Genomic DNA, 25,455 nt, shown 5'->3' with positions numbered 1-25,455 from the left:
CACATGGCAATTGACCGGATCGAGGTGAAAGGCGCAAGGGCGCACAATTTAAAAAACATTGATGTAACGATTCCCCGGGATCAGCTCGTCGTCGTGACGGGGCTGTCCGGATCGGGAAAATCATCCCTTGCCTTTGACACCATTTACGCGGAAGGACAGAGGCGGTATGTTGAATCGCTTTCTGCCTATGCGCGCCAATTTTTAGGGCAGATGGATAAGCCGGACGTTGATGCGATCGAAGGGCTTTCTCCGGCGATCAGCATTGATCAGAAAACGACGAGCCGCAATCCGCGGTCAACCGTCGGAACAGTAACGGAGATTTATGATTATCTCCGGCTCTTATACGCGAGAGTCGGGAAGCCGCACTGCCCGGAGCACGGCATTGAAATTACGTCGCAAACGATCGAACAGATGGTTGACCGGATTCTTGAATATCCGGAGCGGACGAAGCTTCAAGTGCTTGCGCCGATCATCTCAGGCAGAAAAGGCGCCCATGTCAAAGTGCTTGACCAAATCAGAAAGCAAGGTTACGTAAGGGTGCGGATTGACGGAGAAATGGCCGAGCTTTCCGACGATATTGAACTTGAAAAAAACAAAAAGCATTCCATTGAAGTGGTCATTGACCGGATTGTCGTCAAGGAAGGGGTTGCCGCCCGGCTTTCCGACTCACTGGAAACCGCGCTCCGCTTAGGGGAAGGCCGTGTCATGATAGATGTCATCGGTCAGGAAGAGCTGATGTTCAGCGAGCATCACGCCTGTCCGCTGTGCGGTTTTTCTATCGGGGAGCTTGAACCCCGGCTGTTTTCGTTTAACAGCCCGTTCGGTGCCTGCCCGACTTGTGACGGTCTCGGCTTGAAGCTGGAAGTGGACCCTGAGCTTGTCATTCCCAATCCTGAACTGTCATTAAAGGAACACGCCATCGCTCCGTGGACGCCGATCAGTTCACAATATTATCCGCAGCTGCTTCAGGCGGTCTGCCGCCATTACGGCATTGATATGGAGACTCCGGTCAAAGACCTGCCGAAGCATCAGCTTGATAAAGTGCTGTACGGCAGCGGCAATGAACGGATCTACTTTAAATACGAGAATGATTTCGGACAAGTGCGCGAAAATGAAATTGAATTTGAAGGTGTGCTGCGCAATATTGAGAGACGGTATAAAGAGACAAGCTCCGATTATATCCGTGAACAGATGGAGCAGTACATGTCACAGAAGCCGTGCCCGACGTGCAAAGGCTACCGGCTGAAGAAAGAAGCGCTTGCCGTTTTGGTCAACGGGCGCCACATCGGCACCATTACCGAGCTTTCCGTCGGCGATGCGCTGGAATTTTTCAAAAACCTGACGCTGTCTGAGAAAGATATGCAGATTGCCGATTTAATTTTAAGAGAGATTGTGGAGCGTCTCAGCTTTTTAGATAAAGTCGGTCTTGATTACCTGACGCTGAGCAGGGCGGCGGGAACGCTGTCAGGCGGAGAAGCCCAGCGTATCAGGCTTGCGACGCAGATCGGCTCCCGTTTGTCAGGCGTCCTGTACATTCTTGATGAGCCGTCCATCGGCCTTCACCAGCGTGACAATGACCGTCTGATCAGCGCGCTGAAAAACATGAGGGATCTCGGCAATACACTGATTGTCGTGGAGCATGATGAAGATACGATGATGGCTGCCGATTACTTGATAGATATCGGCCCGGGCGCCGGCATTCACGGCGGCCGCGTCATATCGGCGGGGACGCCTGAAGAAGTGATGAATGATGCGGATTCTCTGACCGGACGTTATTTGTCAGGGGCTCAATTCATCCCGATGCCTCCGGAGAGAAGAAAGCCTGACGGCCGGTTCATTGAAATCAAAGGCGCTTCAGAAAACAACCTGAAAAAAGCGAACGCCAAATTCCCGCTCGGCACTTTTACGGCGGTGACAGGTGTGTCCGGTTCGGGAAAAAGCACGCTTGTAAATGAAATTCTGCATAAGGCGCTTGCGCAAAAGCTTCATAAAGCCAAAGCGAAACCGGGAAGCCATAAAGAGATCAAAGGCCTTGACCACCTTGATAAGGTGATCGACATCGACCAGGCGCCGATCGGCCGGACACCGAGATCAAATCCGGCAACTTACACGGGTGTGTTTGATGATATCCGCGATGTATTCGCGCAGACAAATGAAGCAAAGGTGCGCGGCTATAAAAAAGGCCGGTTCAGTTTTAATGTAAAAGGCGGGCGCTGTGAGGCCTGCCGCGGCGACGGCATCATCAAAATTGAGATGCACTTCCTTCCTGACGTGTACGTTCCGTGCGAAGTGTGCCACGGCAAACGTTACAACCGGGAGACGCTTGAGGTCACATACAAAGGAAAAAGCATTTCTGACGTTCTGGATATGACGGTGGAAGATGCCCTGTCTTTCTTTGAAAATATCCCGAAAATCAAACGCAAGCTTCAAACGCTTGCTGATGTCGGACTTGGGTATGTGACGCTCGGCCAGCCGGCGACGACGCTGTCAGGCGGAGAAGCGCAGCGCGTCAAGCTCGCTTCCGAGCTGCATAAGCGTTCCACCGGCCGGACGCTGTATATTCTGGACGAACCGACGACAGGCCTCCACGTTGATGATATCGCAAGGCTTTTGGTTGTGCTTCAAAGACTCGTCGATAACGGTGATACCGTTTTGGTCATTGAACACAATCTCGATATCATTAAAACGGCGGACTACATCGTCGATCTGGGACCTGAAGGCGGAGCGGGCGGCGGCACGATCGTAGCCTCCGGAACGCCTGAAGAAGTTGTCGAAGTGAAAGAATCATATACGGGCCGCTATCTGAAACCGGTAATGGAACGCGATAAAAAACGGATGAAAACATTGCTGGCCGAAAAAGAAACGGCAGCCACGTAATAGATCAATAAAAACAGCCCAAAACTCATCGGTTTTGGGCTGTTGTTGTTACAGGCTTTTTTTCTGTTGGGGAAGCTGTCTGCTTAAATGCATTAAGTCCTGCAGAATATGGGTGCTGCTGCTGTCCAGCAGCACTTTTATATATTGGATATCATGGGAAATGGGAAGAGGGGCTGCTTTGATCTGTTCCAATTCAGCCAGCATTTCGCTGTTCATTCTTTTCTGTTCGCGAATTAAATTTCGAAGACTCTCTTCCGTTACTTGGGCGTTTTCGGGATCTTTCTCCATTTGTATGTCCTCCTTGCATACGGTCAGGCTTTGTTACATATTGTAATCGGTTCGGGGAAAAGATTCTATAGTGAAATCTCTGAAACCAAAAATTACGTATAACGAAGCATGTCCTTAGCATGAAAATGAAACCCGCTCATTCGTCATACGTATGTATAAGGAATGGTTTTTTATATCACGGCACAGGGAGTGTTTTTATTGAACCGAAATCAAGCGATTATCGCATCAATCTGTTATTTCAGCGTGTTTCTCGCGCCGCTCATTCTTCCGATTGTGGCTTACTTTGTCGTCGATGAAAAAGAGACGAAGCGGCATGCCATGCGTGCTCTGATTTCCCATATCATTCCGTTTGCGGGCTTGCTGATTGTGACCGCCGGTGTTGTCGGCGGATTGATTACGGCCCAGGGGGAGAGTATGGTGCCCGTTTTTGTTATGATAACAGGAGCAGCTGTTTATTTTCTGATCCTCATCGGAATGGTCATTTGGAATATCGTGCAGGGAATTAAGGTGTTACGCCAGGTGTAAGAAAAGTCGGGGGAGGAGTTTTGTATGAAACAGGAGAAAGAACGGATTTTAAAGCTTGTGGAAGACGGCATGCTGACGGCGCAGGAAGCACTGACGCTCATTGAAAAACTGGATCATGAATATAAAGAAAAAGAAGATCAGATCACCGCGTTATCTGCGGAGGTTCAGGAACCTGCGGAAGATTTCGAAAGCGGTGCAAAAGGAAGCCAAAAGCCGTCGCTCGGGGCGAAGCTGTTCGACTGGATTGATTCTGCCGTCAAAAAAGTGAAGGAAGCGGATCTTGATCTGAATTTCGGCCACGCACACGAAGTGCAGCATATTTTTCAATTTAAAGACAGTGAATTCTCGGCCATTGATATGCAGATTGCAAACGGCAGCGTCAATATCGTGCCGTGGGCGGATGAAGATATCAGAGCGGAGTGCCAGGCGAAAGTGTACCGGGCGGACAGTCAGGAGGCGGCGCGCACCGCATTTCTTCAGCATATTGAGTGTGAAGTGAAGGGCAATAAGTTTTTTGTCCGCACGGAAAAGAAAACGATGAAAACCAATGTTACGCTTTATGTTCCCCAGAAAGAGTACGATAAGATAAGAGTGAAGCTGTTTAACGGACCGATCAGAGGGGAACATTTACATGTAAAAGAATTCTCGGCGAAAACGACAAACGGCGTTCTGTCATTCTCTCATTTGACGGCTGAGAAAGCGTCGGCGGAAACGGCTAACGGACAAATCAAGCTGGCCGGACATCAATGCGGCGCGATTGAAGCGGAAACGATCAACGGCTTGATTGATTTGCGCGGATCGAGTGAATCCATTGACGTTCAAAGCTTTAACGGCAATATCATGCTTACCGTGACAGCGCCGCACTGCCGCTCCATCTACACGAAAACGACGACCGGAAACGTGGAGATCGCCCTGCCTGATGATTCGGCGGTGAAAGCGGAGCTCAAAAGCAATCTCGGCTCTCTCAGCCATGAGCTGATTGATGCGGAAATTTTAAAGGAAAAGAATGATACCATTCAAAAAGAACTGATGCTGGCATCAAATCAAGGCCATGATCAGCATCTCTCGATTTTCTCAGAATCGTTAACAGGAGCCATTAAGCTCAAGCATACTCAGAGGTGATTGGATGAAAAGACTTTACCGTTCAGAAAAAAACCGTAAAATCGCCGGCGTCGTCGGCGGTTTGGCGGAGTACATCAATATGGATGCGTCGCTTTTGCGCATTATCACCGTTGTATTAGCGCTTGTCACGAGCGGAATCGTGCCGATTGTATATATTATCTGGTGTTTTGTTGTACCTTTAGAAGGAGATTTGAAATAAATGATCAAATGGGCAGTCAGCATTTTAGTAAATGCTTTATTATTAATCGTTATCGCGGGATATTTTGATTCCGTCCATATCAGCAGTATCGGAGCGGCTGTCATCGCCAGTGTGATTCTTTCTGTGTTAAATGTGCTGATCAAACCGATCATCGTCATATTGACATTGCCCGTCACGGTTGTGACCCTCGGCCTCTTTCTGTTTGTCATCAACGCCATTACGTTAATGATGACCGCAGCCTTGATGGGAGACAGCTTTCAGATTGACGGGTTCGGCACCGCCATTTGGGCATCCGTCGTGCTGTCCGTTTTCCACTTGCTGATCCAAAAAGGCATATTGGAGCCGCTTAGAAAAGGATAAAAAACAAGCTGTCCCGAGAGGGCAGCTTTTTTATGTGCGGTTTACATAAGCGGCAGCCTCCTGACGCAACATAATGCATAGGGAGGTAATGAGATGAAACTTGTGATGACGCTCTTTTTTCTGATTGGTTTGCTTTGTGTGAGTCCTTCTGCGGATGCGGCGCGCAAAGAATCGGCAATCCCCGTGAATCAGCAGGAATTCGGACAGCCGCCTCATTACATACCGCTTCTGGAGAATCCTCCCCAAATCGAAGTAAAGGCGGAAATGAAAAGAAACCTGTTCATACAGGCTCATGTACGGAATGCTGACTATCAAGCGTTTTCGGCGTTTCTTTTTTATAAACAAAGCAATGAGCTGGGGTTTAAGATGGTGCCGATGGAGCCCGCGCCAGGCGCAATCCGGCTTTTTACGGCCCAGGTTTCAAAACGGGATATCTGGAATGGAGAATTGGAATATTACCTCGTTTTCACCAACGGCAGACAGCGGGCGGAATCGGAGAAAAAGCGGCTGAAGCTGGACGGCTATCAAGCCGATTTGAATCATATTCCCGAGCTGATGATTACGGAGCTTGCGGTTGATACGAAAAATGAAGACGGCGCTGATGCCTATGAATTTATCGAGGTGTATAACACGACGGACAGGCCCATTCATTTTAAAGACTATCATATCCGCTACCGCTATCCGAAGGAAGGGCCGGAATCAGATATGATATGGAGGCCGAAAGAAGATACCGTCATTCCGTCAGGCGGGACTTACGTGTTTTGGCTGAGACGCGCCGCATCAGAACTGACGATAGATGATTTCAACCGCTATTACGGGACACGTCTGAAGGAAGGAGAACATCTCGCCGTCATCGAAGGGACAGACGGAATGTCCAACGGCCGCCCGCGTACGGTCGTGCTGTCGGCAAATACCGGCAAGGATATCGCCTCAGCGCAATACCGGAAACACGCTTTCCGCCGGCTGACTTCTTTGCTGTACAAATATCCGCTGAACGGAACGGGAGAATTGCTGAAGATCTCCACGAGCGAGCATAAGCCGTCACCGGGCTCCGTTTTTCAGGCGCAGATTCCGCAGCAGAAAAGGGTGATCAAACCCGACAAGGAAAAACCGGTCATCGAAGACCTTACAGACAGAAAGCCCGTCCGGCCCGCTGAAAGTATTGAATTAAAGGCTGACATAAAAGACAAAAACCTTGTCAAAACAGCCGCGTTTTATTACCGGACCAATGAGAAAAAACCATTCAAACGAATTCTGGCCGAAAAAGACCGCAACGACAGCTTATACCATCACATTCTTTATTCCCCGGAACTGCTCGGCCAGGATCAGCTTGAGTATTATATCGCAGCCAGTGATGGAGAAAATGAAGCAAAAACGCCCGTCAAGATGATTGACATTGAACAGACGAGCAAATCACACGGACTCAGAATGAATGTTGAACCGGAAGATACGATATCCGGCACCTATCTGCTCAAAGCGACTTCCGACGTCAGCGCCGATAAGATCAAGCTGTGGATTGACGGCAAGCGGCAGGAGACCCGGCCGGCGCTGGAAAAAGAGGTCTATTTCGCCTTCGATGCCCGGAAAACGAATCTTTATTTTCAAAACACCGTCATGATGGAAAACGAGGTGCTGCACATTTTTGACGATCCGTCTCATCGCTACAGAACGCACTCGGTTCTGCTTCCGGAACGTCTGCTGCTAAAAGGGGGCAAAACACAGAAAGTATCCATCCGTTCGGGCTCAAAGGTTTCTCCGTATGACACGGGAGAGAATCGGGATGATTTTGTCGTGAAACATGCCCGTCTGGTGCTTTCGGACGGAACGGTGATCAAAGACGGGAAGACGGACCCGTCCGAGCAGCTGTTTATCGGTGACGGCAGGCGGGCAAATCAGCAGAAGACCTTCTCATTCAGCCTGCCGGATCATTTGTTTACGTCACGGCTGCTGCCGTGGAACACGGCGAAGCTTTCGGAAGGCTATCACCATATTTTTGTCAGTGACGGTGAGGAGCAGCTGAGCCAATCTGTGAGGGTGGACAATTCGGGGCCGAAGATTGTCCCGGGTATTAAAGAAGGCGCGGCGCTGAAAGGTAATGTTGAGCTGAATGCGGACATCCGTGATAAATGGAGCAAAGTGGAAGAGGTGAAAGCGTTTTTGGACGGAGAAAGCATTATGCTCCCGCATCACACGTCATCAGCCGATCTCAAGCCCGGAAAGCACACCCTTACCATCATTGCGGCAGACCTTGCCGGAAATGAAACAACGTCCGTCCGCACCTTCCATATTAAACGGGAGGAGCCGAACCAGCCGGAGCTTGCCGGTCAAAAAATCGGCGCCCGCAAAGCAAAGCTGTCCGTCCGGGTAAAAGACCCGACGAAGGATGACATGAATGTATCATTTTATCGCGGCTTCCGTTATACCGCGCGGAATCCGGGCAGCGTGAAAGTGTATAAACACGCCTCATTAACGGAACCGCCGAAGGGCATAAAAGAAAATGAAATGCCGTTTACCCTGCCGGAAATGAACCGTATCTCGGCAAATGACGGAAAAACCGTTTCGGCGGAAAGTATGGAGCGTTTTCCTTATCACCGGTTCGAAGTCTCCGTTGACCCGTCTATCGACGAAACGGATCTGGCCGAGGCGGTCTGGAAAGGAAGCTCTCTGCCCGGCCGAAAGGTAACCATGTATATTTGGAATTACCGGACAAGCCGCTGGCAGGAGGCGGACAGCGTCCTTGCCAAAGATAAAAAGCCGTTTACATTAAAAGCCGCCGTTTCCGCAGCGGATGTGGTGAAGAACTCAAAAATGAATGTCATCGTGCAGGATCAAATACCGGCGAAAGGCAATTACACGTTTGTCTGGATGTCGGATACACAGTATTACGCACAAGGGCACCCGCACATTTTTGACAAAATGACGGAGTGGATCAAAGAAAATAAGGACAAGCACAATATTAAATATGTCTTTCATACCGGTGATATTGTCGATGATTCAATGGTGATGAAACAGTGGAAAAACGCCGATCACTCCATGCGGACGCTTGACAAGGCGGGAATTCCGTACGGAGTGCTTGCCGGCAATCACGACGTCGGCCATAAAGACGGCACATACCGAACCTTCGGGAATTTCTTCGGGAGCCGCCGGTTTGAACAGAACATGCATTACGGCGGATCATACAAAAATAACCGCGGGCATTATGATCTGCTGTCGGCAAGCGGGAACGATTTTATTATGATTTATATGGGCTGGGGCATTACGGAACAAGAGATTGACTGGATCAATCAAGTACTGAAGAGGTATCCGGACCGAACCGCCATCTTATGCTTTCATGAGTACTTGCTTGTGAGCGGAAATCGAAGCCCGATCGGGGAGACGATCTATCGAAAAGTCGTCAAGCCGAATCGCAATGTGGCGATGGTATTAAGCGGCCATTACCATAACGCCATGAAAAAAACCGATGCGCTTGACGATGACGGAGACGGAAAACCGGACCGCCTCGTCCACCAAATTCTGACCGACTACCAGGACGGTCCGGAAGGGGGGCAGGGCTTTATGCGCATAATGCAATTTGATCAGGCCGCCAATCAGGTTCACATGTTCTCCTACTCGCCGTACACGGATGACATCAATTACTATGACACCGATCTGTTCGGTGATAAAGACGAATTCTCAGCAGAAATGGATTTACAGCCGAAGAGGAAAAGGGTAGCGACTGATTATTTTGAATGCAACGTTTATACGAACGAACTGCTCGATCATAAAAAACACGTAAAAAGCGGAAAAACCGCAAATTGGGTCTGGGACGGCCTGCAGCCTGATTCCGTTTATTACTGGTACACCGTCGTGAAGGACCCGTACAACGGCAAAACAATATCACCGCTGTGGATGTTCAAAACGGGAAATACGCCGTATCACCCGGCTCCGGATCAGTTTGATTTCAGGCATGCCTCAAACCCATAGCAAAAACATACACCTGCCGATCGGTCAGAAGAAAATCTGACGGTCAGCAGGTTTTTTTCTGTAACATGCATGGCGGTACTAAGTGTTTTTGACTTTTTTATGTCCCTTTTCTATACTAAAATCGATTGGTTTTCGTAATATGCAGGAGGAAACATAATGAACAGTAAAACCGGGACAAAAGAAAGAATTATTCAAACCTCTGCATATCTTTTTCAGATTCAGGGATACCATGCGACTGGTTTGAATCAAATTATAAAAGAGAGCGGAGCACCCAGAGGGTCAGTGTATCATCACTTTCCAAACGGAAAAGAAGAACTCGCCATTGCGGCGATCAAATATACGGGAAGATGCGTTGAAAAGCAGATACAGAATAGTATGTCTCAATCCGCGGACCCTGTAGAAGCGATTCAGCACTTTATTCATGTAACGGCTGAACAGTTTAATGATCCGCAGAATATTGAGGGCGTGCCGGTTGGATTGCTGGCGGGTGAGACCGCTCTGATCAATGAAACGTTAAGATGCACATGTGTTGAGGTGTTCAAGAAGTGGACGGATGTGTTTGCGGCAAAATTTCTTGAGCATGGGTTTGAACAAGAGGAAGCGGAGAAGCTTGGGATGACAATCAACTCGATGATTGAAGGCGCAATCATGTTTTCATTGGCTCATAAAAACAAAGAACCGCTGCTGCTGATTTCAAAGCAGGTTCCGTATATTGTCCAAAACAGAGGATAGCATTTTATTACTCTTTTCTTTATAAAAATAGATACCGGAACCCCAGCCTCTTCGTTTTGACAGAGTCATAGAGAACATTCACCGGCTTGATTTGAAAATGGCAGATCAAAAAAACATCTCCAACCCGTAACGGTTGGAGATGTTTCATTTCACCCTGTCCATATAATGCACGAATGTGTAGCGGTCGCCTCTGTAGGCGGATTTGACGTGCTCAAAGGCAGTGCCGTCCTGCAGATAAGTGGTCCGCTTGATATAGAGGACGGGGGCGCCGGGCTGGATACCGAGCAGCTCAGCTTCTTCCTCGGAAGCGGTTCCCGGTTCAAGCTCTTGTTTTGCCCGTGAGATCGGCATCTGATTGTACGCTTCAATATGCTCATACATGGATGATTGAAAATGGGAGGCATCCAATTTTCCCGCCTTGTCAAACGGGATATACGATGCCTCAATCGCCATCGGGATATCATTTGCCAGCCGGACGCGGATGATTTTATGAAGCGTTGCCGGATAGCCGCATCCCAGGATAGAAGATAATTCTTCCGTCGCCTGAATCAGCTGGTATTCGGCAAGTCTGCTCCCCGGCTTCATGCCCCGGCTTCTCATATCTTCGGTGAAACTTGTCAGCCCTTGAAGCGGCTGTTCCATCTTCAGTTTGCTGACGAACGTTCCCCGGCCTTTCTGTCTGTATAAAAATCCTTCATTCACCAAATTGGAAAGCGCCTGGCGCACCGTCATTCGGCTGATGCCGAATTGTTCGGCGTATTCCCGCTCCGACGGAAGCAGCGCATCCGCTTTCAGCTCGCCGTTTTTGATTTGTGTTTTCAATTGTTCCATAATCTGAAAGTAAATCGGAATCGGAGATTGTTTATCAATCTGCATAGGTCAAATCCTTTCAATCGCCGCCCGCAGCCTTTTCATCAATCAAGACCGTCACATCCGGATGCGCGTGCAGGGCGGAGGCGGGGAATGCTTCGCTGACGCGCCCGTCCAGAAGCTGCTTCACCGCTTGGGCCTTGCTTTTTCCGGATGCCATGATCAGAATCCGTTTGCCGGACAAAATCGTCCCGATCCCCATTGTCAGGGCTTTTTCAGGGACTTGATCAATTGACGGAAAGTACCGCGCATTCGCCTGTCTTGTCTCTTCATTCAGCTCAACAACATGGGTTCGGGATTCAAATGGCGTCCCGGGTTCATTAAAGCCGATATGGCCGTTGTGTCCGATGCCTAAAAGCTGTATATCCGCTCCGCCGAGTGTTTGAATCAATCGGTCATAGCGCCCGCATTCGGCATCAAGATCGTCTGCCCGTCCGTCAGGGAGAAAGTGGCGGTCCTTTCGGCTGTCGATATGTGCAAAAAAATGTGTATTCATATAATAATGATAGCTGTTTTTGTCCTCGGGAGAAAGCCCGGCGTATTCATCAAGGTTGATCGTCGTGACATTCCGGAACGACAAGCCTTCTGAGCGGTGCATCCGCACAAGTTCTTTGTATACGCCTTCAGGAGTGCCTCCCGTCGCAAGGCCGAGAACGGCATCCGGCTTTTGTTTCACTGTTTCAGCGATAATCGCTGCGGCTTTTTCACTTAATTCTTCATAATGTCTGCATGTGATAACGTTCATGTCCAATCAGCCTCCCTTGAGATATATGCGGTGTTTCCGCGGCAAATCGTGGCCAGCACGCCGCACTGTCCGTCCGTCAGAACAACGTCGGCGTCTTTTCCTTCGGCGATGCTTCCTTTACGGTCGAATATGCCGAGGCGGCGGGCCGCATTTGCCGATGTCATATTTGCTATATCCAGCCATGAGCAGTTTGTAAACCTGCGCATGAGCGCCGCGCCTTCATTCATTTTTAAAATGGAACCGGCCAGCGTCCCGTCAGAGAGAAGCGCCGTGTCCCCGCGAACGGTGACTTTTTGTCCGCCGAATTCGTATTCTCCGTCCTTAAGCCCTTTTGCCCGCATGGAGTCTGTAATCATGATCAGGTTTTGGCTTCCTTTCGCCAAATAGGCAAGCTTAACAGCCAGAGGATGAGAATGAATGCCGTCAGTGATCAGCTCCGCCGTGATGCGGCCGCAGGCGAGAGCCGTGCCGATGCCCCCCGGCTCACGGTGATGAAAGGAGCTCATGGCGTTAAAGAGGTGCGTCATATGCACCGCCCCGGCATCCGCCGCTTTTTGTAAAAGCTCGGCTCCTGCGTCTGTGTGTCCCATTGAGGGGATGATGTTTTGGTTTTTTAAATAACGGATCAGGCTGAAATCAGGATCTTCTTCCGGCGCAAGCGTCACGATTTTGATCAGCCCTCCCGAGAGCCGCTCCCATTTCTGAAAGAGCCCGGCATCAGCAGGAGTAATCCATTGTTTCGGCTGTGCTCCCGCCTTTTTCGGAGAGACAAACGGTCCTTCTAAATGAATGCCGATCAACTCAGCGCCTTTTTGGGTCTCCGGTGAGGAATACGCCCATTTTTTGGCGTTGATGAGCGCTTTTTCAATGTTTTCGTGCTGCTGTGTGATCGTTGTCGCTAAAAAAGCGGTTGTTCCTTCTTCGGGCAGCCGGGCGGACAGTGTATCAAGAGCCGCAACATCGGCATCCATCGTATCCGCACCGTATCCGCCGTGAATATGGATATCAATCATTCCGGGAAGCGCATACGAGCCCTCGGGCGCCTTCCATTCCTTCTCATACGTTTCTTGCGGCCTTGTTTTTCCCGCGTAAGAAATGATGCCGTCCTTTATACCGAGAAAACCGTTTCGGATGATTTCTTTTTCTGTTACGATGTCCGCACCGCTGATTAACAAGCTTTCAGCCACTTTAAAACACGCCTTTCTGGTTAGTTGTTAGTTTTATTTTACTCCTTTTCAGACTAGTTATCTAGACCAGTTATGCCGGAATTGTATAAATCTGTTTTGGTTCAGACGGTAAAGTGATAAAATATAACTGTTCAAAGCTCGGAACATCCCAGAACAGGAGGAACATATCTTGGCAAAGGTTCGGACCAAAGACGTAATGGAACAGTTCCATTTAGAATTGATCAGCGGAGAAGAAGGGATTAACCGCCCGATTACGATGAGTGATTTATCACGGCCCGGTATTGAAATCGCCGGTTATTTTACATATTACCCGAGAGAACGGGTGCAGCTTTTAGGAAAAACGGAGCTGTCATTTTTCGATCAGCTTCCCGAGGAAGATAAGAAACAGCGGATGAAATCGCTGTGCACCGATGTGACGCCGGCTATCATACTTTCCAGAGATATGCCGATCCCGCCGGAGCTTGTAGAAGCTTCCGAGCAAAACGGCGTGCCTGTGCTCAGATCCCCTCTGAAAACAACCAGGCTGTCAAGCAGGCTGACGAATTTTCTTGAAAGCCGTCTCGCGCCGACAACGGCCATTCACGGCGTGCTTGTGGATATATACGGCGTCGGCGTGCTCATTACGGGAAAAAGCGGCGTCGGTAAAAGTGAAACGGCGCTGGAGCTTGTCAAACGAGGCCATCGTCTTGTCGCGGATGACTGCGTTGAAATCCGGCAGGAGGATCAGGATACCCTTGTCGGGAACGCGCCTGATCTGATTGAGCATCTGCTCGAAATCAGGGGGCTCGGCATTATAAATGTCATGACGCTGTTCGGGGCGGGCGCCGTCAGAAGCAATAAAAGAATTACAATCGTCATGGACCTTGAGCTTTGGGAGCAAGGAAAGCAATACGACCGTCTCGGACTTGAAGAAGAAAAAATGAAAATCATTGATACGGAAATTACAAAACTGACCATTCCCGTCCGCCCGGGGCGGAATCTCGCCGTTATTATCGAAGTTGCGGCGATGAACTTCAGATTGAAGCGGATGGGCTTAAATGCTGCCGAACAATTCACGAATAAGCTGGCGGATGTCATTGAGGACGGCGAACAAGACGAATAGGAGTTGGCAATAATATGAATGAAGCTGGAACACCGATCAATCCGATTGCCTTGCAGCTCGGGCCTTTATCCGTGCACTGGTACGGCATCATTATCGGCGCGGGCGCGTTATTAGGGCTTTGGATGGCCATGAGGGAGAGTGAAAAGCGGGGGCTGAAAAAGGACATTTTTATTGATCTTGTTCTTTTCGCCATCCCGATCGCAATCATTTGCGCAAGGGCATATTATGTGCTTTTCGAGTGGAGCTATTACTCGGAACACCCCGGGGAAATCATTAAAACTTGGAAAGGCGGCATTGCGATTCACGGCGGATTAATCGGCGCGATCGCAACGGGAATTGTCTTTTCAAAAGTAAGAGACATCTCATTCTGGAAGCTGGCGGATATTGCCGCGCCGAGTATTCTGCTCGGCCAGGCCATCGGACGCTGGGGGAACTTTATCAACCAGGAGGCTCACGGTGGAGCGGTCAGCCGGTCATTTTTGGAAAGTCTGCATCTTCCGGATTTCATCATTAATCAGATGTACATAGACGGACAATATTATCACCCGACGTTTTTGTATGAATCGCTGTGGAGTTTTGCGGGCGTCGTGATTCTGCTTCTGCTCCGCCGCGTGAACCTGCGCAGGGGCAATCTGTTTTTGACGTATGTGATCTGGTATTCAATCGGCAGATACTTTATTGAGGGAATGCGGACGGACAGCCTGATGCTTACGAGCCAGCTTCGGATCGCGCAGGTCATTTCCATTGTGCTGATTGTACTTGCGATTATTTTAATGATTTTCAGACGCATGAAGGGGTATGCCGATAAGCGGTATGCTGACACGGACTGACGACTGAAATCGGAAAGGACATAAGATGACTGATAAACGTGTAACCGCCATTTTATTCGATCTCGACGGCACGCTGATTGACACGAATGAACTGATTATCGCTTCTTACCTTCATACGCTTGATCATTATTGCCCGGGGCAGTTCAAAAGGGAAGATGTACTTCCGTTTATCGGCCCGCCTCTGTACGAAACGTTTTCAGGCATTAATGCTGAAAAGTGCGATGACATGATCAGCATGTACAGAGCATTCAACCATAAAAAGCACGATGAGCTCGTCACGGAGTACGAAACGGTTTATGAAACGCTGGATGAATTGAAAAAAGCGGGCTATCAGCTTGGTATTGTCACTACTAAGCTGAGGGATACAGTCAATATGGGATTGAAGCTGACAGGCATCGGGGCGTTTTTCGATACTGTCGTCACGCTTGATGATGTAAAGCACCCGAAGCCTGACCCCGAGCCTGTGCGGCTTGCGCTCAGCCGGCTTGGGTGCGATCCGTCGGAAGCCATCATGGTCGGTGACAATTATCACGATGTCATGGCGGGAAAAAACGCCGGCACGAAAACAGCCGGCGTCGCGTGGACGATTAAAGGCGCACAGACGCTTTCCGCCTATGAACCCGATTATATGCTCGAGAAAATGAGTGATTTATTGCACATCACCGGAGTGAAGTAACCCGTGAGAAAAACAGACCGCCATCCGGTTGCAGGTGCAAATTCATTGTGGCATGTTTATCAGACGGTTCCCTTCCTGAAGGTGATGAAAAATTTCATCATCATTCAGATTGCAAGGTATACGCCGTTTTTAAGCGTGAAAAACTGGCTGTACCGAACCTTTTTGAAAATGAATGTCGGAAAACAGACGTCATTCGCGCTGATGGTGATGCCGGATATCATGTTTCCCGAAAAAATCACTGTCGGAAAAAACAGCATTATCGGCTACAATACGACGATTTTGGCTCATGAATATTTAATACATGAGTACCGGACCGGTTTTGTCACAATCGGTGACGAGGTGATGATCGGGGCAAACACAACCATTCTGCCCGGCGTCACCATCGGGAGCGGAGCCGTTGTATCAGCCGGCACGCTGGTGCACAAAGATGTCCCGGCCGGGGCGTTTGTCGGAGGAAATCCGATGCAGGTGATTTATACGCGCGAAGAAATGAAAAAACGAATGGAAAACCCCGCAGATTAACGTCAGCGGGGTTTTTTTATGACTTGATCACAATGGCCTGGCTGCCCATCTGCTTCCAGGCTTTTTCAAAGTCAGACCGGTCTGTTTTTCTGTTTTTATAGCCGTAAGGATCATTAACGTAAACATAATCGTGATCATAACCGGTTACGGCTACGCTATGCATGCTGAACGTAATGTCGATCTTTCCGTTCGGCGTATCCCAAGTCTGCATATGATCAACCGGCTTAAAGGATGTGGTGGTAATCACCCAGACCGGCCGCCCTTTTTCAAGCTGGCGGTACACTGAAGAAATGTCTTTTCCCGTAAGATCGTATACTTTGTTTCCCGCATATTCTTTGGCAAGTTTATCAATCGGCTCATGATAAACGCCTAAACCCGGGCCGTTTTCCATATCTCCGGCAAATCCTTCATTCGGATCTCCCTTCAGCCCGCTACTGTATGTGAGCGGAACTTTATTGATTTTATCCGCCAATGTATTTTTTGACACATGATATCCGGCATTGTTCAAAATCATGGCAAGGCTGGTCACCTCACAGCCATTGTACAGTCTGGGAGAATCCATCTGTCTGTACAGAACGACATTCAGCGGTGACGCGCTCCCTTTTAACGGTGTTTTCTCATCAGGCTCGTCGGACTGCTGATTGAAAAAATTTAAATGAATATCGTTTGTATAGATGTTATATCCCAGATAGACAAGGATGGCTGTCAGGATCAGCACACATAATGTTCCAAGCGTCTTCATTATCAATTATTCTCCCTTGTTTCTGATGAAGCTGTTCTATGTATTATAGCACTTCTGCTCAATATGATTCGATCGTTCCGATATGTTTACAGGTTTGTTCATTCTTTAGCCATGTTTATGGAAAAGAATAGGCGGACATTGGGCGTTGCAATCCATTCTTTTATCTGCTAACATATTATCATATTAGCGAACTAAAGGATTCGGAATTTTCCTTCAGACAAAGCGGAGGTGTAAAAGGCAAATGTTTATGTTTGAGAAACCGCATGGCATGAGAGATACGCTGCCCGGTTTATACGAAGCAAAGAAAAAAGTCCGTTCCACACTGACGGATTTAATTGATAAATGGGGTTATCAGTTTATGGAGACGCCGACCCTTGAATTCTATGAAACAGTAGGCGTCCAGTCAGCCATTGAAGAACAGCAGCTGTTTAAGCTTCTCGATCAGGACGGAAAAACGCTTGTGCTTCGGCCTGACATGACCGGACCGATTGCCAGGGTGGCGGCATCTAAGCTGCACAAACACAACCATCCGCTCAGAGCGGGGTACGCGGCAAGCGTCTATCGCGCTCAGGAGCGGGAAGGCGGACGTCCGGCCGAATTCGAACAGGTCGGCGCGGAGCTGATCGGCGACGGATCAACAAGCGCGGACGCCGAGGTGATTGCGCTAGCGGCCGGCGCTTTGAAAAACGCGGGATTGCAACGGTTTAAAATCGCGATCGGCCATGCCGGACTCGCTGATGAGCTGTTTGTCGAGGTTTTGGGTAATGCCGAGCGGGCGGATGTTCTGCGGCGCTTTCTCTTTGAAAAGAATTACGTGGGATACAGGGAACATGTCAAATCGCTTCCGCTTTCTTCAATAGACAAAAGCCGGCTGCTCGCACTTTTGGAATTGCGAGGCGGGAAAGAGATTTGCGCCAAAGCGGAGGAGATCATCGGAATCTCCGGACAAAGCTTAATTCAGGAGCTGGAAGACCTGTGGGACATTCTTGAGGATTACGGATGTGCCGAGCATATTCGCCTTGATCTGAATATGGTAAGCCATATGAGTTATTACACGGGAATTTTATTCGAAGTGTACGCGGCAAATGTCGGTTTCGTCATCGGAAGCGGCGGACGCTATAACAATCTCCTCGGCCATTTCGGCAGTCCCGCTCCTGCCACGGGCTTCGGGCTCCGTATCGACAGGCTGATTGAAGCGCTCGGCATTCAGGAAGAAACAAGTGAAGCGGACGCCGTGATTTTCAGCAAGGAGCAGCGGGCCCAGGCCATTTTATTCGCGGAGGAAGAAAGGGCGAGAGGCAGAAAAGTCGTCTTGCAGGATCTGGCGGGCATTGAAAATATCGATCATATGACAAAATCATTCGCAAACGTCACATACTTTATCGGTGCCAGAAAGGAAGAGAGGAATGGGTAAGGTACTCACAATGGCAATGCCAAAAGGACGGATATTCGAAGAAGCGGCCGGGTTGCTGAGGCAGGCCGGATACAGGCTGCCCGAGGAGTTTGAAGAATCGAGAAAACTGATCATTGACGTTCCAGAAGAAAATCTCCGCTTTATTCTGGCAAAGCCGATGGATGTTACGACTTATGTCGAGCATGGCGTCGCTGATGCCGGTATTGCCGGAAAGGATGTCATGCTTGAGGAAGAGCGTGACGTGTATGAGGTGCTCGATCTGAAAATCAGCAAATGCCATCTCGCCGTTGCGGGGCTTCCCGGAGCGGATTGGAACGGAGTCGCACCGAGGATTGCGACGAAATATCCGAATGTTGCGTCAAGTTATTTCAGAGAGCAGGGCGAGCAGGTGGAAATCATTAAGCTGAACGGCTCCATTGAGCTGGCGCCTTTAATCGGGCTTGCTGACAGAATCGTAGATATCGTATCAACCGGGCGGACATTAAAGGAAAACGGTCTCGTTGAATCAGAACATATTTGTGACATCACATCGCGTTTTATCGTCAATCCGGTCAGCTACCGCATGAAGGATGATGTAATCGACGAAATGGCGGCCAGGCTGGCACGGGTTGTGGAAGGAGAAACGGCAAAATGAACATAACCGCAGTAAAAAGAAGCGAGCGGTTTTCACTGAAGCGTTCCATCGACAGCGGAACCGAAGAGCAGCGGAAAACCGTCAGGGGGATTATTGAAGACGTCAGACAAAACGGTGACAAAGCCGTTTTGGCCTATACAAAAACATTTGACGGCATCAGCCTGAACCAAATGGCCGTGAGCGCAGAGGAAATCACCGAGGCATACCGTCTGCTTGATGATCAGCTGCTGGAAGTGATCAGACAGGCGATTGCCAATATTAAAGAATATCACGAGCGCCAGCTGCAATCCTCTTGGTTTTACCATCGCAAAGACGGCTCGATGCTCGGACAGAAAATAACGGCGCTCGATTCCGCGGGCGTATACGTGCCGGGCGGGACGGCCGCTTATCCGTCTTCCGTTTTAATGAATGTCATCCCCGCGCTCGCTGCGGGAGTGGAACGGATCGTTCTCGTCAGTCCTCCGGGAAAAGACGGCCGCCTTTCGCCGGGCGTTCTGGCGGCGGCCTCTGAGCTCGGCATAAAAGAAATTTACAAAGCGGGAGGCGCGCAGGCGATTGCCGCGCTCGCTTACGGAACGGAAACGATACAGCCTGTTGATAAGATCACGGGCCCCGGAAATATATTTGTAGCACTCGCGAAGCGCGAAGTCTTCGGCGTTGTGGATATTGACATGATTGCCGGGCCAAGTGAAATCGTGGTCCTGGCAGACGATACGGCGGTGCCCAAAGAAGTCGCCGCTGACCTGCTTTCACAGGCCGAACACGATATGCTCAGTTCAAGCGTGCTTGTCACCGATTCACAGAAGCTTGCCGAAGCGGTATCAGATGAGGTGAATAAACAGCTTCAGACCCTGCCGCGCAAAGAAATAGCCGAAGCGTCGATCAGGGATCACGGCCGCATTTATATTACGGAATCGATGGAAGATGCGGTGGACACGGTGAATGAGCTGGCGCCCGAGCATTTAGAAATCATGACGCATTCGCCGGAGGCTTTGCTTGGAAGCATCAGACACGCGGGGGCGATTTTCTTAGGACGATACAGCGCTGAACCGGTCGGCGATTATTTTGCCGGACCGAATCACGTTTTGCCGACAAACGGAACGGCGCGGTTTTCAAGCCCGCTGAATGTAACAGATTTTCAAAAGAAATCGAGCATCATCTCTTACAGCCGGAAGGCATTTGAAACGCACGCGGACAGCATTTCCGCCTTCGCGAGACTGGAAGGGCTGGAAGCGCACGCAAGATCGATTGAAGCGAGAAACGGAGGAATGACCGATGAGAAAAGCGGAACGCGCCAGAACAACAAATGAGACGGATATAAGGCTGGCTTTCGAAATAGACGGAGAAGGAAAAGCCGACATCAGCACGGATGTGCCGTTTATGACTCATATGCTTGATTTGTTCACAAAGCACGGGCAATTCAATTTAACGGTTGACGCAAAAGGCGATACGGAGATAGATGATCACCATACGACTGAAGATATCGGCATCTGTTTAGGGCAGGCTTTTTTGGAGGCGCTCGGTGATAAAAAAGGGATCAAACGGTACGGATCAGCGCTTGTGCCCATGGACGAAGCGCTCGCCCAAGTCGCCGTAGACCTGAGCAACCGGCCGCACCTTGAGATGCGCGCTGCATTTCCGCAAGCGAAAGTCGGAACGTTTGATACCGAGCTGGTACATGAATTCCTATGGAAACTGGCGCTCGAAGCGAGAATGAATCTGCACGTCATCGTTCATTACGGCACGAATACCCATCATATGATAGAAGCCGTATTTAAGGCGCTTGGCAGAGCGCTTGATGAAGCGTCATCCATTGATCCGCGCGTCAAGGGTGTGCCGTCTACGAAAGGAATGCTGTAAATGATCGGTGTAATTGATTACGGTATGGGCAATTTATTCAGCGTGTCGAAAGCGCTGGAACGCGTCGGCGTCCCGTATGTCGTATCAGACCGGCCGGAAGAGCTTGAAAAAGCGGATGCTTTTATTCTTCCAGGTGTCGGATCATTCAGTGACGCCATGGACAATTTACGCAGCACGAAGCTTGATCAATTCATACACCGTATGGTTGACGAGGGTAAGCTGCTCCTCGGCATCTGCCTCGGCATGCAGCTCATTTTCGAAGAAAGCACCGAAAACGGCTCTGCAAAAGGACTTGGTTTATTAGCCGGAAAAGCTGTGAGACTCAAAGACAGAGATGCCGAAGGAAACAAGCTGAAGGTGCCGCATATGGGCTGGAACCGGCTGACGTTTCACCAAACGTCTCCTTTGCTTTCGGAAGCGGAAGAAGGCTTCGTTTACTTTGTCCATTCCTATTATATAGACGGGATGGAAGACGGCGATCTTCTGGCAAGCGCTGAGTACGGCGTTCGTGTTCCGGCTGTCGTCGGGAAACGCAATGTTTTCGGTGCACAGTTTCACCCGGAAAAAAGCGGTACAGCCGGAATGGCGATCTTAACACAATTTACAAAAATGGCAGCGGAACAGAAGGTGAAGAAATGAACGCTTTTACATTATATCCGGCAATCGATATGAGAAACGGCAAATGCGTCCGCCTCATCCAAGGCGATTACGGCAAGGAAACGATATACGGTGACTCTCCTTTAGACATGGCGGCGCAATTTGCACAAGAAGGCGCCGAATGGATTCATCTCGTGGACCTTGACGGCGCGAAAGCAGGCAGGAAAGTAAACGACAGGCATGTTCTTGACATTGCGCGGCAGCTTGATGTCAAAGTCGAGATCGGCGGCGGTATCCGTTCTGAAGCGGATGTGTACGGTTATTTATCACAAGGCGTTGATCGCGTCATTCTCGGCAGCTCGGCCGTTTCCGATCCGGCATTTGTGAAGAGCATGCTGAAACAATACGGCGGCAAAATCGCGATCGGCCTTGATGCAAGAAACGGATATGTCTCGACGGAAGGCTGGCTGGAAACATCCTCGGTAAGGGCGGCCGATCTGGGCCGTGAATTGGCGGCCGAAGGAGCGGAAACCTTCATTTTCACGGATATTGCAACTGACGGCATGCTGTCAGGACCGAACATCGAAAGTACCGTTCAGCTCGCAAAAGCAACGGGAAAAGACGTCATCGCTTCAGGCGGAGTCAGCTCAGTCGCCGACCTCAAAGCACTGGCCCGCTTCAAAGACGCCGGCGTATCGGGAGCGATTATCGGAAAAGCGCTGTATACCAAACAATTTTCATTGGCTGAAGCGCTCAGAAGGGTGAAGGACGCATGATCACGAAACGAATCATTCCATGTCTCGATGTGAAAGAAGGACGCGTCGTCAAGGGCATTCAATTTCTCGGGCTGAAAGATGCGGGCGATCCTGTCGAGCTGGCCGAAGCCTACGACAGGGAGGGCGCAGACGAACTTGTTTTTCTCGACATTTCCGCCTCTCACGAAGGCCGCAAGACGATGACAGACGTCGTAGAACAAGTTGCGGCAAAACTGGCGATTCCGTTTACGGTCGGCGGCGGAATCAATCAATTAAGCGATATGAAACGAATGCTGCGCGCCGGCGCTGACAAGGTATCCGTTAATACAGCGGCCGTTCTCCGTCCCGAGCTGATTACGGAAGGAGCTGAGTTTTTCGGCTCGCAATGCATCGTAGCGGCGATTGACGCAAAGTATGACGAAGATTCGGAATGCTATAAAGTGTACACACACGGCGGCAGACAGAAAACCGAGCGGGAAGTCACGGCTTGGGCAAAAGAAGCCGTCAGCCGGGGAGCGGGTGAAATCCTGCTGACAAGCATGGACGCAGACGGTGAAAAAACAGGCTTTAATCATACGCTCACACAGCTTGTCTCACGTGCCGTCCCGGTGCCCGTCATTGCGTCAGGGGGAGCCGGCAGCGCGCGCCATATGCTTGAAGCCTTCACAGTCGGTGAAGCGGACGCCGCGCTTGCAGCTTCTATTTTCCATTACAAAGAGACATCTATAAAAGAAGTGAAAGATTATATGAAGAAACACGGGGTGAATGTGAGATGAAACAGGCAGATGAACTGCGGTTTGACGAGGCCGGACTGATACCCGCCATCATACAGGATGCGGCAAGCAAAGAAGTGCTGACACTGGCTTATATGAACCGAGAATCCTATGAAAAAACGATAGAAACGAAAGAAACCTGGTTTTACAGCCGTTCACGCGGGGAGCTGTGGCATAAAGGAGCGACATCGGGGAATACCCAAAAGGTGAAAGCCATCCGTTATGATTGCGATCAAGATGCCCTTGTCGTGCTTGCGGAGCCCTCAGGACCCGCATGCCATAAGGGAAGCTACAGCTGTTTTTCCACGGAAAAAGCAGACGCGCAGGATCGTTTCGGCATCTTAAATGAACTGGAAAGCGTGATCGCCAAACGGCAGGCGGAGATGCCTGACGGAGCCTACACAACGTACCTGTTTCGGGAAGGCGTCGATAAAATCCTCAAAAAAGTCGGCGAGGAAGCCGCAGAGGTTATTATCGCCGCAAAAAACCGCGACCATGAAGAATTAAAATGGGAAGCGGCGGATTTGCTGTATCATTTGCTCGTTCTTCTGCGTGAGCAGTCGCTTCCTTTGGATGACGTGCTTGACGTCCTTGCGAAACGCCATTCAGCATCTGAGTAAAAACAAACCTCACGGAGAGATCCGTGAGGTTTTTATTCTGTCAAACTTAAACATTCAATAAAATATTCCTTATTTCCGCAACCGAAGGCAGATGAATTTGATAATATTGACTAATAGAGTTTATTTTGGTTTTTATCAAAAATATACGTTTTGTTCATATTCCGTTCATGCACATCCGTTATAGTATAAACAGTGATATAGGAGGAAAACATATGCCGAATAAACAACCAAAACCAAAAGGGAAATTCAACTCATTCTTTTCATTAGTCAAAAAAACAAAACCATCATACGGTATGCTGGCCTTCGCGCTGTCTCTCAGTATTGTGACAACGCTCGTCAGCCTGCTGATTCCGCTGTTGACAAAGCAGCTCGTTGACGGCTTTTCCGTGTCGTCGCTGTCAGGCGTGCAAATCGGAATCATCGCAGCCGTGTTTATCGTACAGGCCGCATTAAGCGCCTACGCCACCTACGCCCTGAACTACAGCGGCCAGAAAATCATCTCGGGACTGCGTGATTTGTTGTGGCAGAAATTAATTAAACTGCCCGTCTCTTATTTTGACAAAAACGCCACGGGAGAAACGATCAGCCGTGTCACCAATGACACAATGGTGGTAAAAGAGCTGATCACAAACAATATCAGCGGATTTATTACCGGAATCATTTCCGTTATCGGGTCACTGACGATCTTATTTTTCATGAACTGGAAGCTCACATTGCTCGTGCTGATCGTCGTGCCGCTGGCTGCGGTGATTTTAGTGCCGATCGGCCGGAAAATGTTTAAAATTTCTCGGGAAACACAGGATGAAACGGCGAGATTCACCGGATTATTAAACCACATCCTCCCGGAAATCAGGCTTGTAAAAGCGTCAAACGCTGAAGAAGCGGAATACGGACGCGGAAAAGCAGGCATCATGGCGCTCTTTAAACTCGGGCTGCGTGAAGCGAAGGTGCAGTCGCTCGTAGGCCCGCTTATTACACTTGTATTAATGGCGGCGCTGGTCGCTGTCATCGGGTACGGCGGGATGCAGGTGTCATCCGGTGAATTGACAGCCGGCGCACTCGTTGCCTTTATCCTGTATTTGTTTCAGATCATTATGCCGATGGGCCAGATCACTTCATTTTTTACACAGCTTCAAAAATCCGTCGGCGCAACGGAACGGATGATTCATATTCTTGCAGAAAAAGAAGAAGATATCCAAACCGGAAAAGCCATTGAAAACGCAGATCAGCCGATTAAGCTCGAACAAGTCTCATTCGGCTACAAAACAGATCAAACCATCTTAAAAGACATTACGGCTACGATTGAGGCCGGCAAAGTCACCGCGATCGTCGGACCGAGCGGCGGCGGGAAAACAACGTTATTTAAGCTGCTTGAACGATTCTACAACCCGACTGCGGGCAGCATCCTGCTCGGAAATGAACCGATTGATGCGTATTCCCTTGAGTCATGGCGGGAGCATATCGGCTACGTGTCGCAAGAAAGCCCGTTAATGTCAGGCACCATCCGCGACAATATCTGCTACGGATTAAAACGCGAGGTGACTGATGAGGAACTGAGGCAAGCGGCTGACATGGCCTACGCCCTGCAATTTATTGAAGACTTACCGAAGAAATTTGAAACAGAGGTCGGTGAGCGGGGAATTATGCTGTCAGGCGGACAGCGCCAGCGCATCGCCATTGCCAGAGCGCTCCTTCGCAACCCGAGCATTCTGATGCTTGATGAAGCGACATCAAGTCTGGACAGCCAATCTGAAAAATGGGTGCAGCAGGCGCTGGAAGTTCTAATGGAAGGCCGCACCACGATCGTGATCGCCCATCGTTTATCCACGGTTGTGGATGCAGATCAGCTTCTCTTTGTCGAACAGGGTGAAATCACCGGACGGGGCACACACCATGAATTAATGGCATCCCATTCGCTGTACCGCGATTTTGCGGAGCAGCAGCTGAAGCTGAATGCCGACTTAGAAAACAAAGCTGTGTAAAGCAAGACTTTATGAATAGAAAGCAGCTGAAAAAGCTGCTTTTTATTTTGCAGCCGGAGTTCTCTTCATAGAAAGCGGGG

25 protein-coding genes are annotated in these 25,455 nt (G+C 49.6%); 20 read left to right on the top strand and 5 right to left on the bottom strand.

Annotated elements, in window-relative coordinates; translation table 11 throughout:
• The first annotated feature begins 3 nt into the window (after positions 1 to 3).
• Positions 4 to 2,877: an excinuclease ABC subunit UvrA gene (gene uvrA, locus L3V45_RS16675; RefSeq protein ID WP_003151441.1), complete on the top strand. Its 2,874-nt coding sequence runs from the start codon at positions 4 to 6 to the stop codon at positions 2,875 to 2,877.
• A 48-nt stretch (positions 2,878 to 2,925) separates the two neighbouring features.
• On the opposite strand, the gene L3V45_RS16670 is transcribed toward uvrA, so the two are convergent.
• The gene (locus L3V45_RS16670; protein ID WP_003151443.1) at positions 2,926 to 3,165 is read right to left on the bottom strand and encodes a hypothetical protein; all 240 of its coding nucleotides are present in this window, start codon (positions 3,163 to 3,165) and stop codon (positions 2,926 to 2,928) included.
• 198 nt (positions 3,166 to 3,363) lie between these two features.
• Here L3V45_RS16670 and L3V45_RS16665 point away from each other — a divergent pair, with 198 nt between their 5' ends.
• The 6 genes from L3V45_RS16665 to L3V45_RS16640 all read left to right on the top strand — a co-directional run bounded on the left by L3V45_RS16665 (position 3,364) and on the right by L3V45_RS16640 (position 10,066).
• On the top strand, positions 3,364 to 3,690 hold the full coding sequence (locus L3V45_RS16665; RefSeq protein ID WP_003151444.1) for a hypothetical protein: 327 nt from the start codon (positions 3,364 to 3,366) through the stop codon (positions 3,688 to 3,690).
• A 24-nt stretch (positions 3,691 to 3,714) separates the two neighbouring features.
• Positions 3,715 to 4,812: a DUF4097 family beta strand repeat-containing protein gene (locus L3V45_RS16660; RefSeq protein WP_003151446.1), complete on the top strand. Its 1,098-nt coding sequence runs from the start codon at positions 3,715 to 3,717 to the stop codon at positions 4,810 to 4,812.
• Positions 4,813 to 4,816: 4 nt separating this feature from the next.
• A complete protein-coding gene (locus L3V45_RS16655; RefSeq protein ID WP_003151448.1) occupies positions 4,817 to 5,011 on the top strand; it encodes a PspC domain-containing protein in 195 nt (64 codons plus the stop codon).
• Positions 5,012 to 5,371 (top strand): phage holin family protein, encoded by a 360-nt coding sequence (locus tag L3V45_RS16650; RefSeq protein WP_014418984.1) that lies wholly within the window; start codon positions 5,012 to 5,014, stop codon positions 5,369 to 5,371.
• Between the two features lie 93 nt (positions 5,372 to 5,464).
• Positions 5,465 to 9,334: a metallophosphoesterase gene (locus tag L3V45_RS16645; RefSeq protein ID WP_236837109.1), complete on the top strand. Its 3,870-nt coding sequence runs from the start codon at positions 5,465 to 5,467 to the stop codon at positions 9,332 to 9,334.
• A gap of 156 nt (positions 9,335 to 9,490) precedes the next feature.
• Complete coding sequence (locus tag L3V45_RS16640) at positions 9,491 to 10,066, top strand: TetR/AcrR family transcriptional regulator (RefSeq protein WP_014305913.1); 576 nt, start codon at positions 9,491 to 9,493, stop codon at positions 10,064 to 10,066.
• A gap of 144 nt (positions 10,067 to 10,210) precedes the next feature.
• Here the strand turns inward: L3V45_RS16640 and L3V45_RS16635 are convergent, their stop codons facing one another.
• From L3V45_RS16635 to nagA, 3 genes are read right to left on the bottom strand one after another with little or no spacing between them, the layout of a single operon-like run.
• The gene (locus L3V45_RS16635; RefSeq protein WP_003151452.1) at positions 10,211 to 10,942 is read right to left on the bottom strand and encodes a GntR family transcriptional regulator; all 732 of its coding nucleotides are present in this window, start codon (positions 10,940 to 10,942) and stop codon (positions 10,211 to 10,213) included.
• Positions 10,943 to 10,955: 13 nt separating this feature from the next.
• Positions 10,956 to 11,681: a glucosamine-6-phosphate deaminase gene (nagB, locus tag L3V45_RS16630; RefSeq protein WP_003151453.1), complete on the bottom strand. Its 726-nt coding sequence runs from the start codon at positions 11,679 to 11,681 to the stop codon at positions 10,956 to 10,958.
• Positions 11,678 to 12,868, bottom strand: coding sequence for an N-acetylglucosamine-6-phosphate deacetylase (gene nagA / locus L3V45_RS16625; RefSeq protein WP_025853527.1), 1,191 nt, complete (start codon positions 12,866 to 12,868; stop codon positions 11,678 to 11,680). The genes nagB and nagA overlap by 4 nt, the downstream gene beginning before the upstream one ends.
• Positions 12,869 to 13,037: 169 nt before the next feature.
• Here nagA and hprK point away from each other — a divergent pair, with 169 nt between their 5' ends.
• The 4 genes from hprK to L3V45_RS16605 are packed head-to-tail and all read left to right on the top strand — an operon-like array spanning position 13,038 to position 15,998.
• Positions 13,038 to 13,970 (top strand): HPr(Ser) kinase/phosphatase, encoded by a 933-nt coding sequence (gene hprK / locus L3V45_RS16620; protein WP_003151456.1) that lies wholly within the window; start codon positions 13,038 to 13,040, stop codon positions 13,968 to 13,970.
• 14 nt (positions 13,971 to 13,984) lie between these two features.
• Complete coding sequence (gene lgt, locus L3V45_RS16615) at positions 13,985 to 14,800, top strand: prolipoprotein diacylglyceryl transferase (protein WP_015387644.1); 816 nt, start codon at positions 13,985 to 13,987, stop codon at positions 14,798 to 14,800.
• A 25-nt stretch (positions 14,801 to 14,825) separates the two neighbouring features.
• Positions 14,826 to 15,476 (top strand): pyrophosphatase PpaX, encoded by a 651-nt coding sequence (ppaX, locus tag L3V45_RS16610; RefSeq protein WP_015387645.1) that lies wholly within the window; start codon positions 14,826 to 14,828, stop codon positions 15,474 to 15,476.
• A gap of 3 nt (positions 15,477 to 15,479) precedes the next feature.
• Positions 15,480 to 15,998 carry an acyltransferase gene (locus L3V45_RS16605; RefSeq protein ID WP_236837108.1) on the top strand — a complete coding sequence of 173 codons (519 nt, stop codon included), beginning with the start codon at positions 15,480 to 15,482 and terminating at the stop codon, positions 15,996 to 15,998.
• Between the two features lie 16 nt (positions 15,999 to 16,014).
• Here the strand turns inward: L3V45_RS16605 and L3V45_RS16600 are convergent, their stop codons facing one another.
• Entirely contained in the window at positions 16,015 to 16,740 is a 726-nt protein-coding gene (locus L3V45_RS16600; protein ID WP_003151460.1) for a C39 family peptidase, read from the bottom strand.
• A 241-nt stretch (positions 16,741 to 16,981) separates the two neighbouring features.
• Between L3V45_RS16600 and L3V45_RS16595 the strand changes: the two genes are divergently transcribed.
• The 9 genes from L3V45_RS16595 (at position 16,982) to L3V45_RS16555 (ending at position 25,375) form a co-directional block, all read left to right on the top strand.
• On the top strand, positions 16,982 to 18,154 hold the full coding sequence (locus L3V45_RS16595) for an ATP phosphoribosyltransferase regulatory subunit (protein WP_044052863.1): 1,173 nt from the start codon (positions 16,982 to 16,984) through the stop codon (positions 18,152 to 18,154).
• On the top strand, positions 18,147 to 18,788 hold the full coding sequence (gene hisG, locus L3V45_RS16590; RefSeq protein ID WP_015387648.1) for an ATP phosphoribosyltransferase: 642 nt from the start codon (positions 18,147 to 18,149) through the stop codon (positions 18,786 to 18,788). The genes L3V45_RS16595 and hisG overlap by 8 nt, the downstream gene beginning before the upstream one ends.
• A complete protein-coding gene (gene hisD / locus L3V45_RS16585) occupies positions 18,785 to 20,098 on the top strand; it encodes a histidinol dehydrogenase (protein WP_014305906.1) in 1,314 nt (437 codons plus the stop codon). Before hisG ends, hisD begins: the two co-directional genes overlap by 4 nt.
• The gene (gene hisB, locus L3V45_RS16580) at positions 20,064 to 20,648 is read left to right on the top strand and encodes an imidazoleglycerol-phosphate dehydratase HisB (RefSeq protein WP_003151464.1); all 585 of its coding nucleotides are present in this window, start codon (positions 20,064 to 20,066) and stop codon (positions 20,646 to 20,648) included. The genes hisD and hisB overlap by 35 nt, the downstream gene beginning before the upstream one ends.
• On the top strand, positions 20,649 to 21,287 hold the full coding sequence (gene hisH, locus L3V45_RS16575) for an imidazole glycerol phosphate synthase subunit HisH (protein WP_029973526.1): 639 nt from the start codon (positions 20,649 to 20,651) through the stop codon (positions 21,285 to 21,287).
• Complete coding sequence (hisA, locus tag L3V45_RS16570; protein WP_003151468.1) at positions 21,284 to 22,021, top strand: 1-(5-phosphoribosyl)-5-[(5-phosphoribosylamino)methylideneamino]imidazole-4-carboxamide isomerase; 738 nt, start codon at positions 21,284 to 21,286, stop codon at positions 22,019 to 22,021. Before hisH ends, hisA begins: the two co-directional genes overlap by 4 nt.
• Positions 22,018 to 22,776, top strand: a complete 759-nt coding sequence (gene hisF, locus L3V45_RS16565; RefSeq protein ID WP_003151470.1) for an imidazole glycerol phosphate synthase subunit HisF — start codon at positions 22,018 to 22,020, stop codon at positions 22,774 to 22,776. Before hisA ends, hisF begins: the two co-directional genes overlap by 4 nt.
• Entirely contained in the window at positions 22,773 to 23,393 is a 621-nt protein-coding gene (hisIE, locus tag L3V45_RS16560) for a bifunctional phosphoribosyl-AMP cyclohydrolase/phosphoribosyl-ATP diphosphatase HisIE (RefSeq protein ID WP_014305903.1), read from the top strand. Before hisF ends, hisIE begins: the two co-directional genes overlap by 4 nt.
• 212 nt (positions 23,394 to 23,605) lie before the next feature.
• Positions 23,606 to 25,375 carry an ABC transporter ATP-binding protein gene (locus L3V45_RS16555; protein WP_024085844.1) on the top strand — a complete coding sequence of 590 codons (1,770 nt, stop codon included), beginning with the start codon at positions 23,606 to 23,608 and terminating at the stop codon, positions 25,373 to 25,375.
• Positions 25,376 to 25,455 lie beyond the last annotated feature (80 nt).

The organism is Bacillus sp. R45 (assembly GCF_021729365.1).
Lineage (GTDB): Bacteria > Bacillota > Bacilli > Bacillales > Bacillaceae > Bacillus > Bacillus velezensis.
Note: the sequence above shows the minus strand (reverse complement) of the source record. Positions and strands in the feature narration are given on the sequence as shown.

Coding starts and splice junctions, on each gene's coding strand:
- L3V45_RS16600 (WP_003151460.1), bottom strand. CDS start 16,740: ATGAAGACGCTTGGAACATTATGTGTGCTGATCCTGACAGCCATCCTT.
- hisB (WP_003151464.1), top strand. CDS start 20,064: ATGAGAAAAGCGGAACGCGCCAGAACAACAAATGAGACGGATATAAGG.
- L3V45_RS16555 (WP_024085844.1), top strand. CDS start 23,606: ATGCCGAATAAACAACCAAAACCAAAAGGGAAATTCAACTCATTCTTT.
- hisA (WP_003151468.1), top strand. CDS start 21,284: ATGAACGCTTTTACATTATATCCGGCAATCGATATGAGAAACGGCAAA.
- lgt (WP_015387644.1), top strand. CDS start 13,985: ATGAATGAAGCTGGAACACCGATCAATCCGATTGCCTTGCAGCTCGGG.
- uvrA (WP_003151441.1), top strand. CDS start 4: ATGGCAATTGACCGGATCGAGGTGAAAGGCGCAAGGGCGCACAATTTA.
- L3V45_RS16670 (WP_003151443.1), bottom strand. CDS start 3,165: ATGGAGAAAGATCCCGAAAACGCCCAAGTAACGGAAGAGAGTCTTCGA.
- nagB (WP_003151453.1), bottom strand. CDS start 11,681: ATGAACGTTATCACATGCAGACATTATGAAGAATTAAGTGAAAAAGCC.
- hisG (WP_015387648.1), top strand. CDS start 18,147: ATGGGTAAGGTACTCACAATGGCAATGCCAAAAGGACGGATATTCGAA.
- L3V45_RS16650 (WP_014418984.1), top strand. CDS start 5,012: ATGATCAAATGGGCAGTCAGCATTTTAGTAAATGCTTTATTATTAATC.
- L3V45_RS16640 (WP_014305913.1), top strand. CDS start 9,491: ATGAACAGTAAAACCGGGACAAAAGAAAGAATTATTCAAACCTCTGCA.
- L3V45_RS16660 (WP_003151446.1), top strand. CDS start 3,715: ATGAAACAGGAGAAAGAACGGATTTTAAAGCTTGTGGAAGACGGCATG.
- L3V45_RS16595 (WP_044052863.1), top strand. CDS start 16,982: ATGTTTATGTTTGAGAAACCGCATGGCATGAGAGATACGCTGCCCGGT.
- hisH (WP_029973526.1), top strand. CDS start 20,649: ATGATCGGTGTAATTGATTACGGTATGGGCAATTTATTCAGCGTGTCG.
- L3V45_RS16655 (WP_003151448.1), top strand. CDS start 4,817: ATGAAAAGACTTTACCGTTCAGAAAAAAACCGTAAAATCGCCGGCGTC.
- L3V45_RS16635 (WP_003151452.1), bottom strand. CDS start 10,942: ATGCAGATTGATAAACAATCTCCGATTCCGATTTACTTTCAGATTATG.
- hisF (WP_003151470.1), top strand. CDS start 22,018: ATGATCACGAAACGAATCATTCCATGTCTCGATGTGAAAGAAGGACGC.
- ppaX (WP_015387645.1), top strand. CDS start 14,826: ATGACTGATAAACGTGTAACCGCCATTTTATTCGATCTCGACGGCACG.
- hisD (WP_014305906.1), top strand. CDS start 18,785: ATGAACATAACCGCAGTAAAAAGAAGCGAGCGGTTTTCACTGAAGCGT.
- hisIE (WP_014305903.1), top strand. CDS start 22,773: ATGAAACAGGCAGATGAACTGCGGTTTGACGAGGCCGGACTGATACCC.
- L3V45_RS16645 (WP_236837109.1), top strand. CDS start 5,465: ATGAAACTTGTGATGACGCTCTTTTTTCTGATTGGTTTGCTTTGTGTG.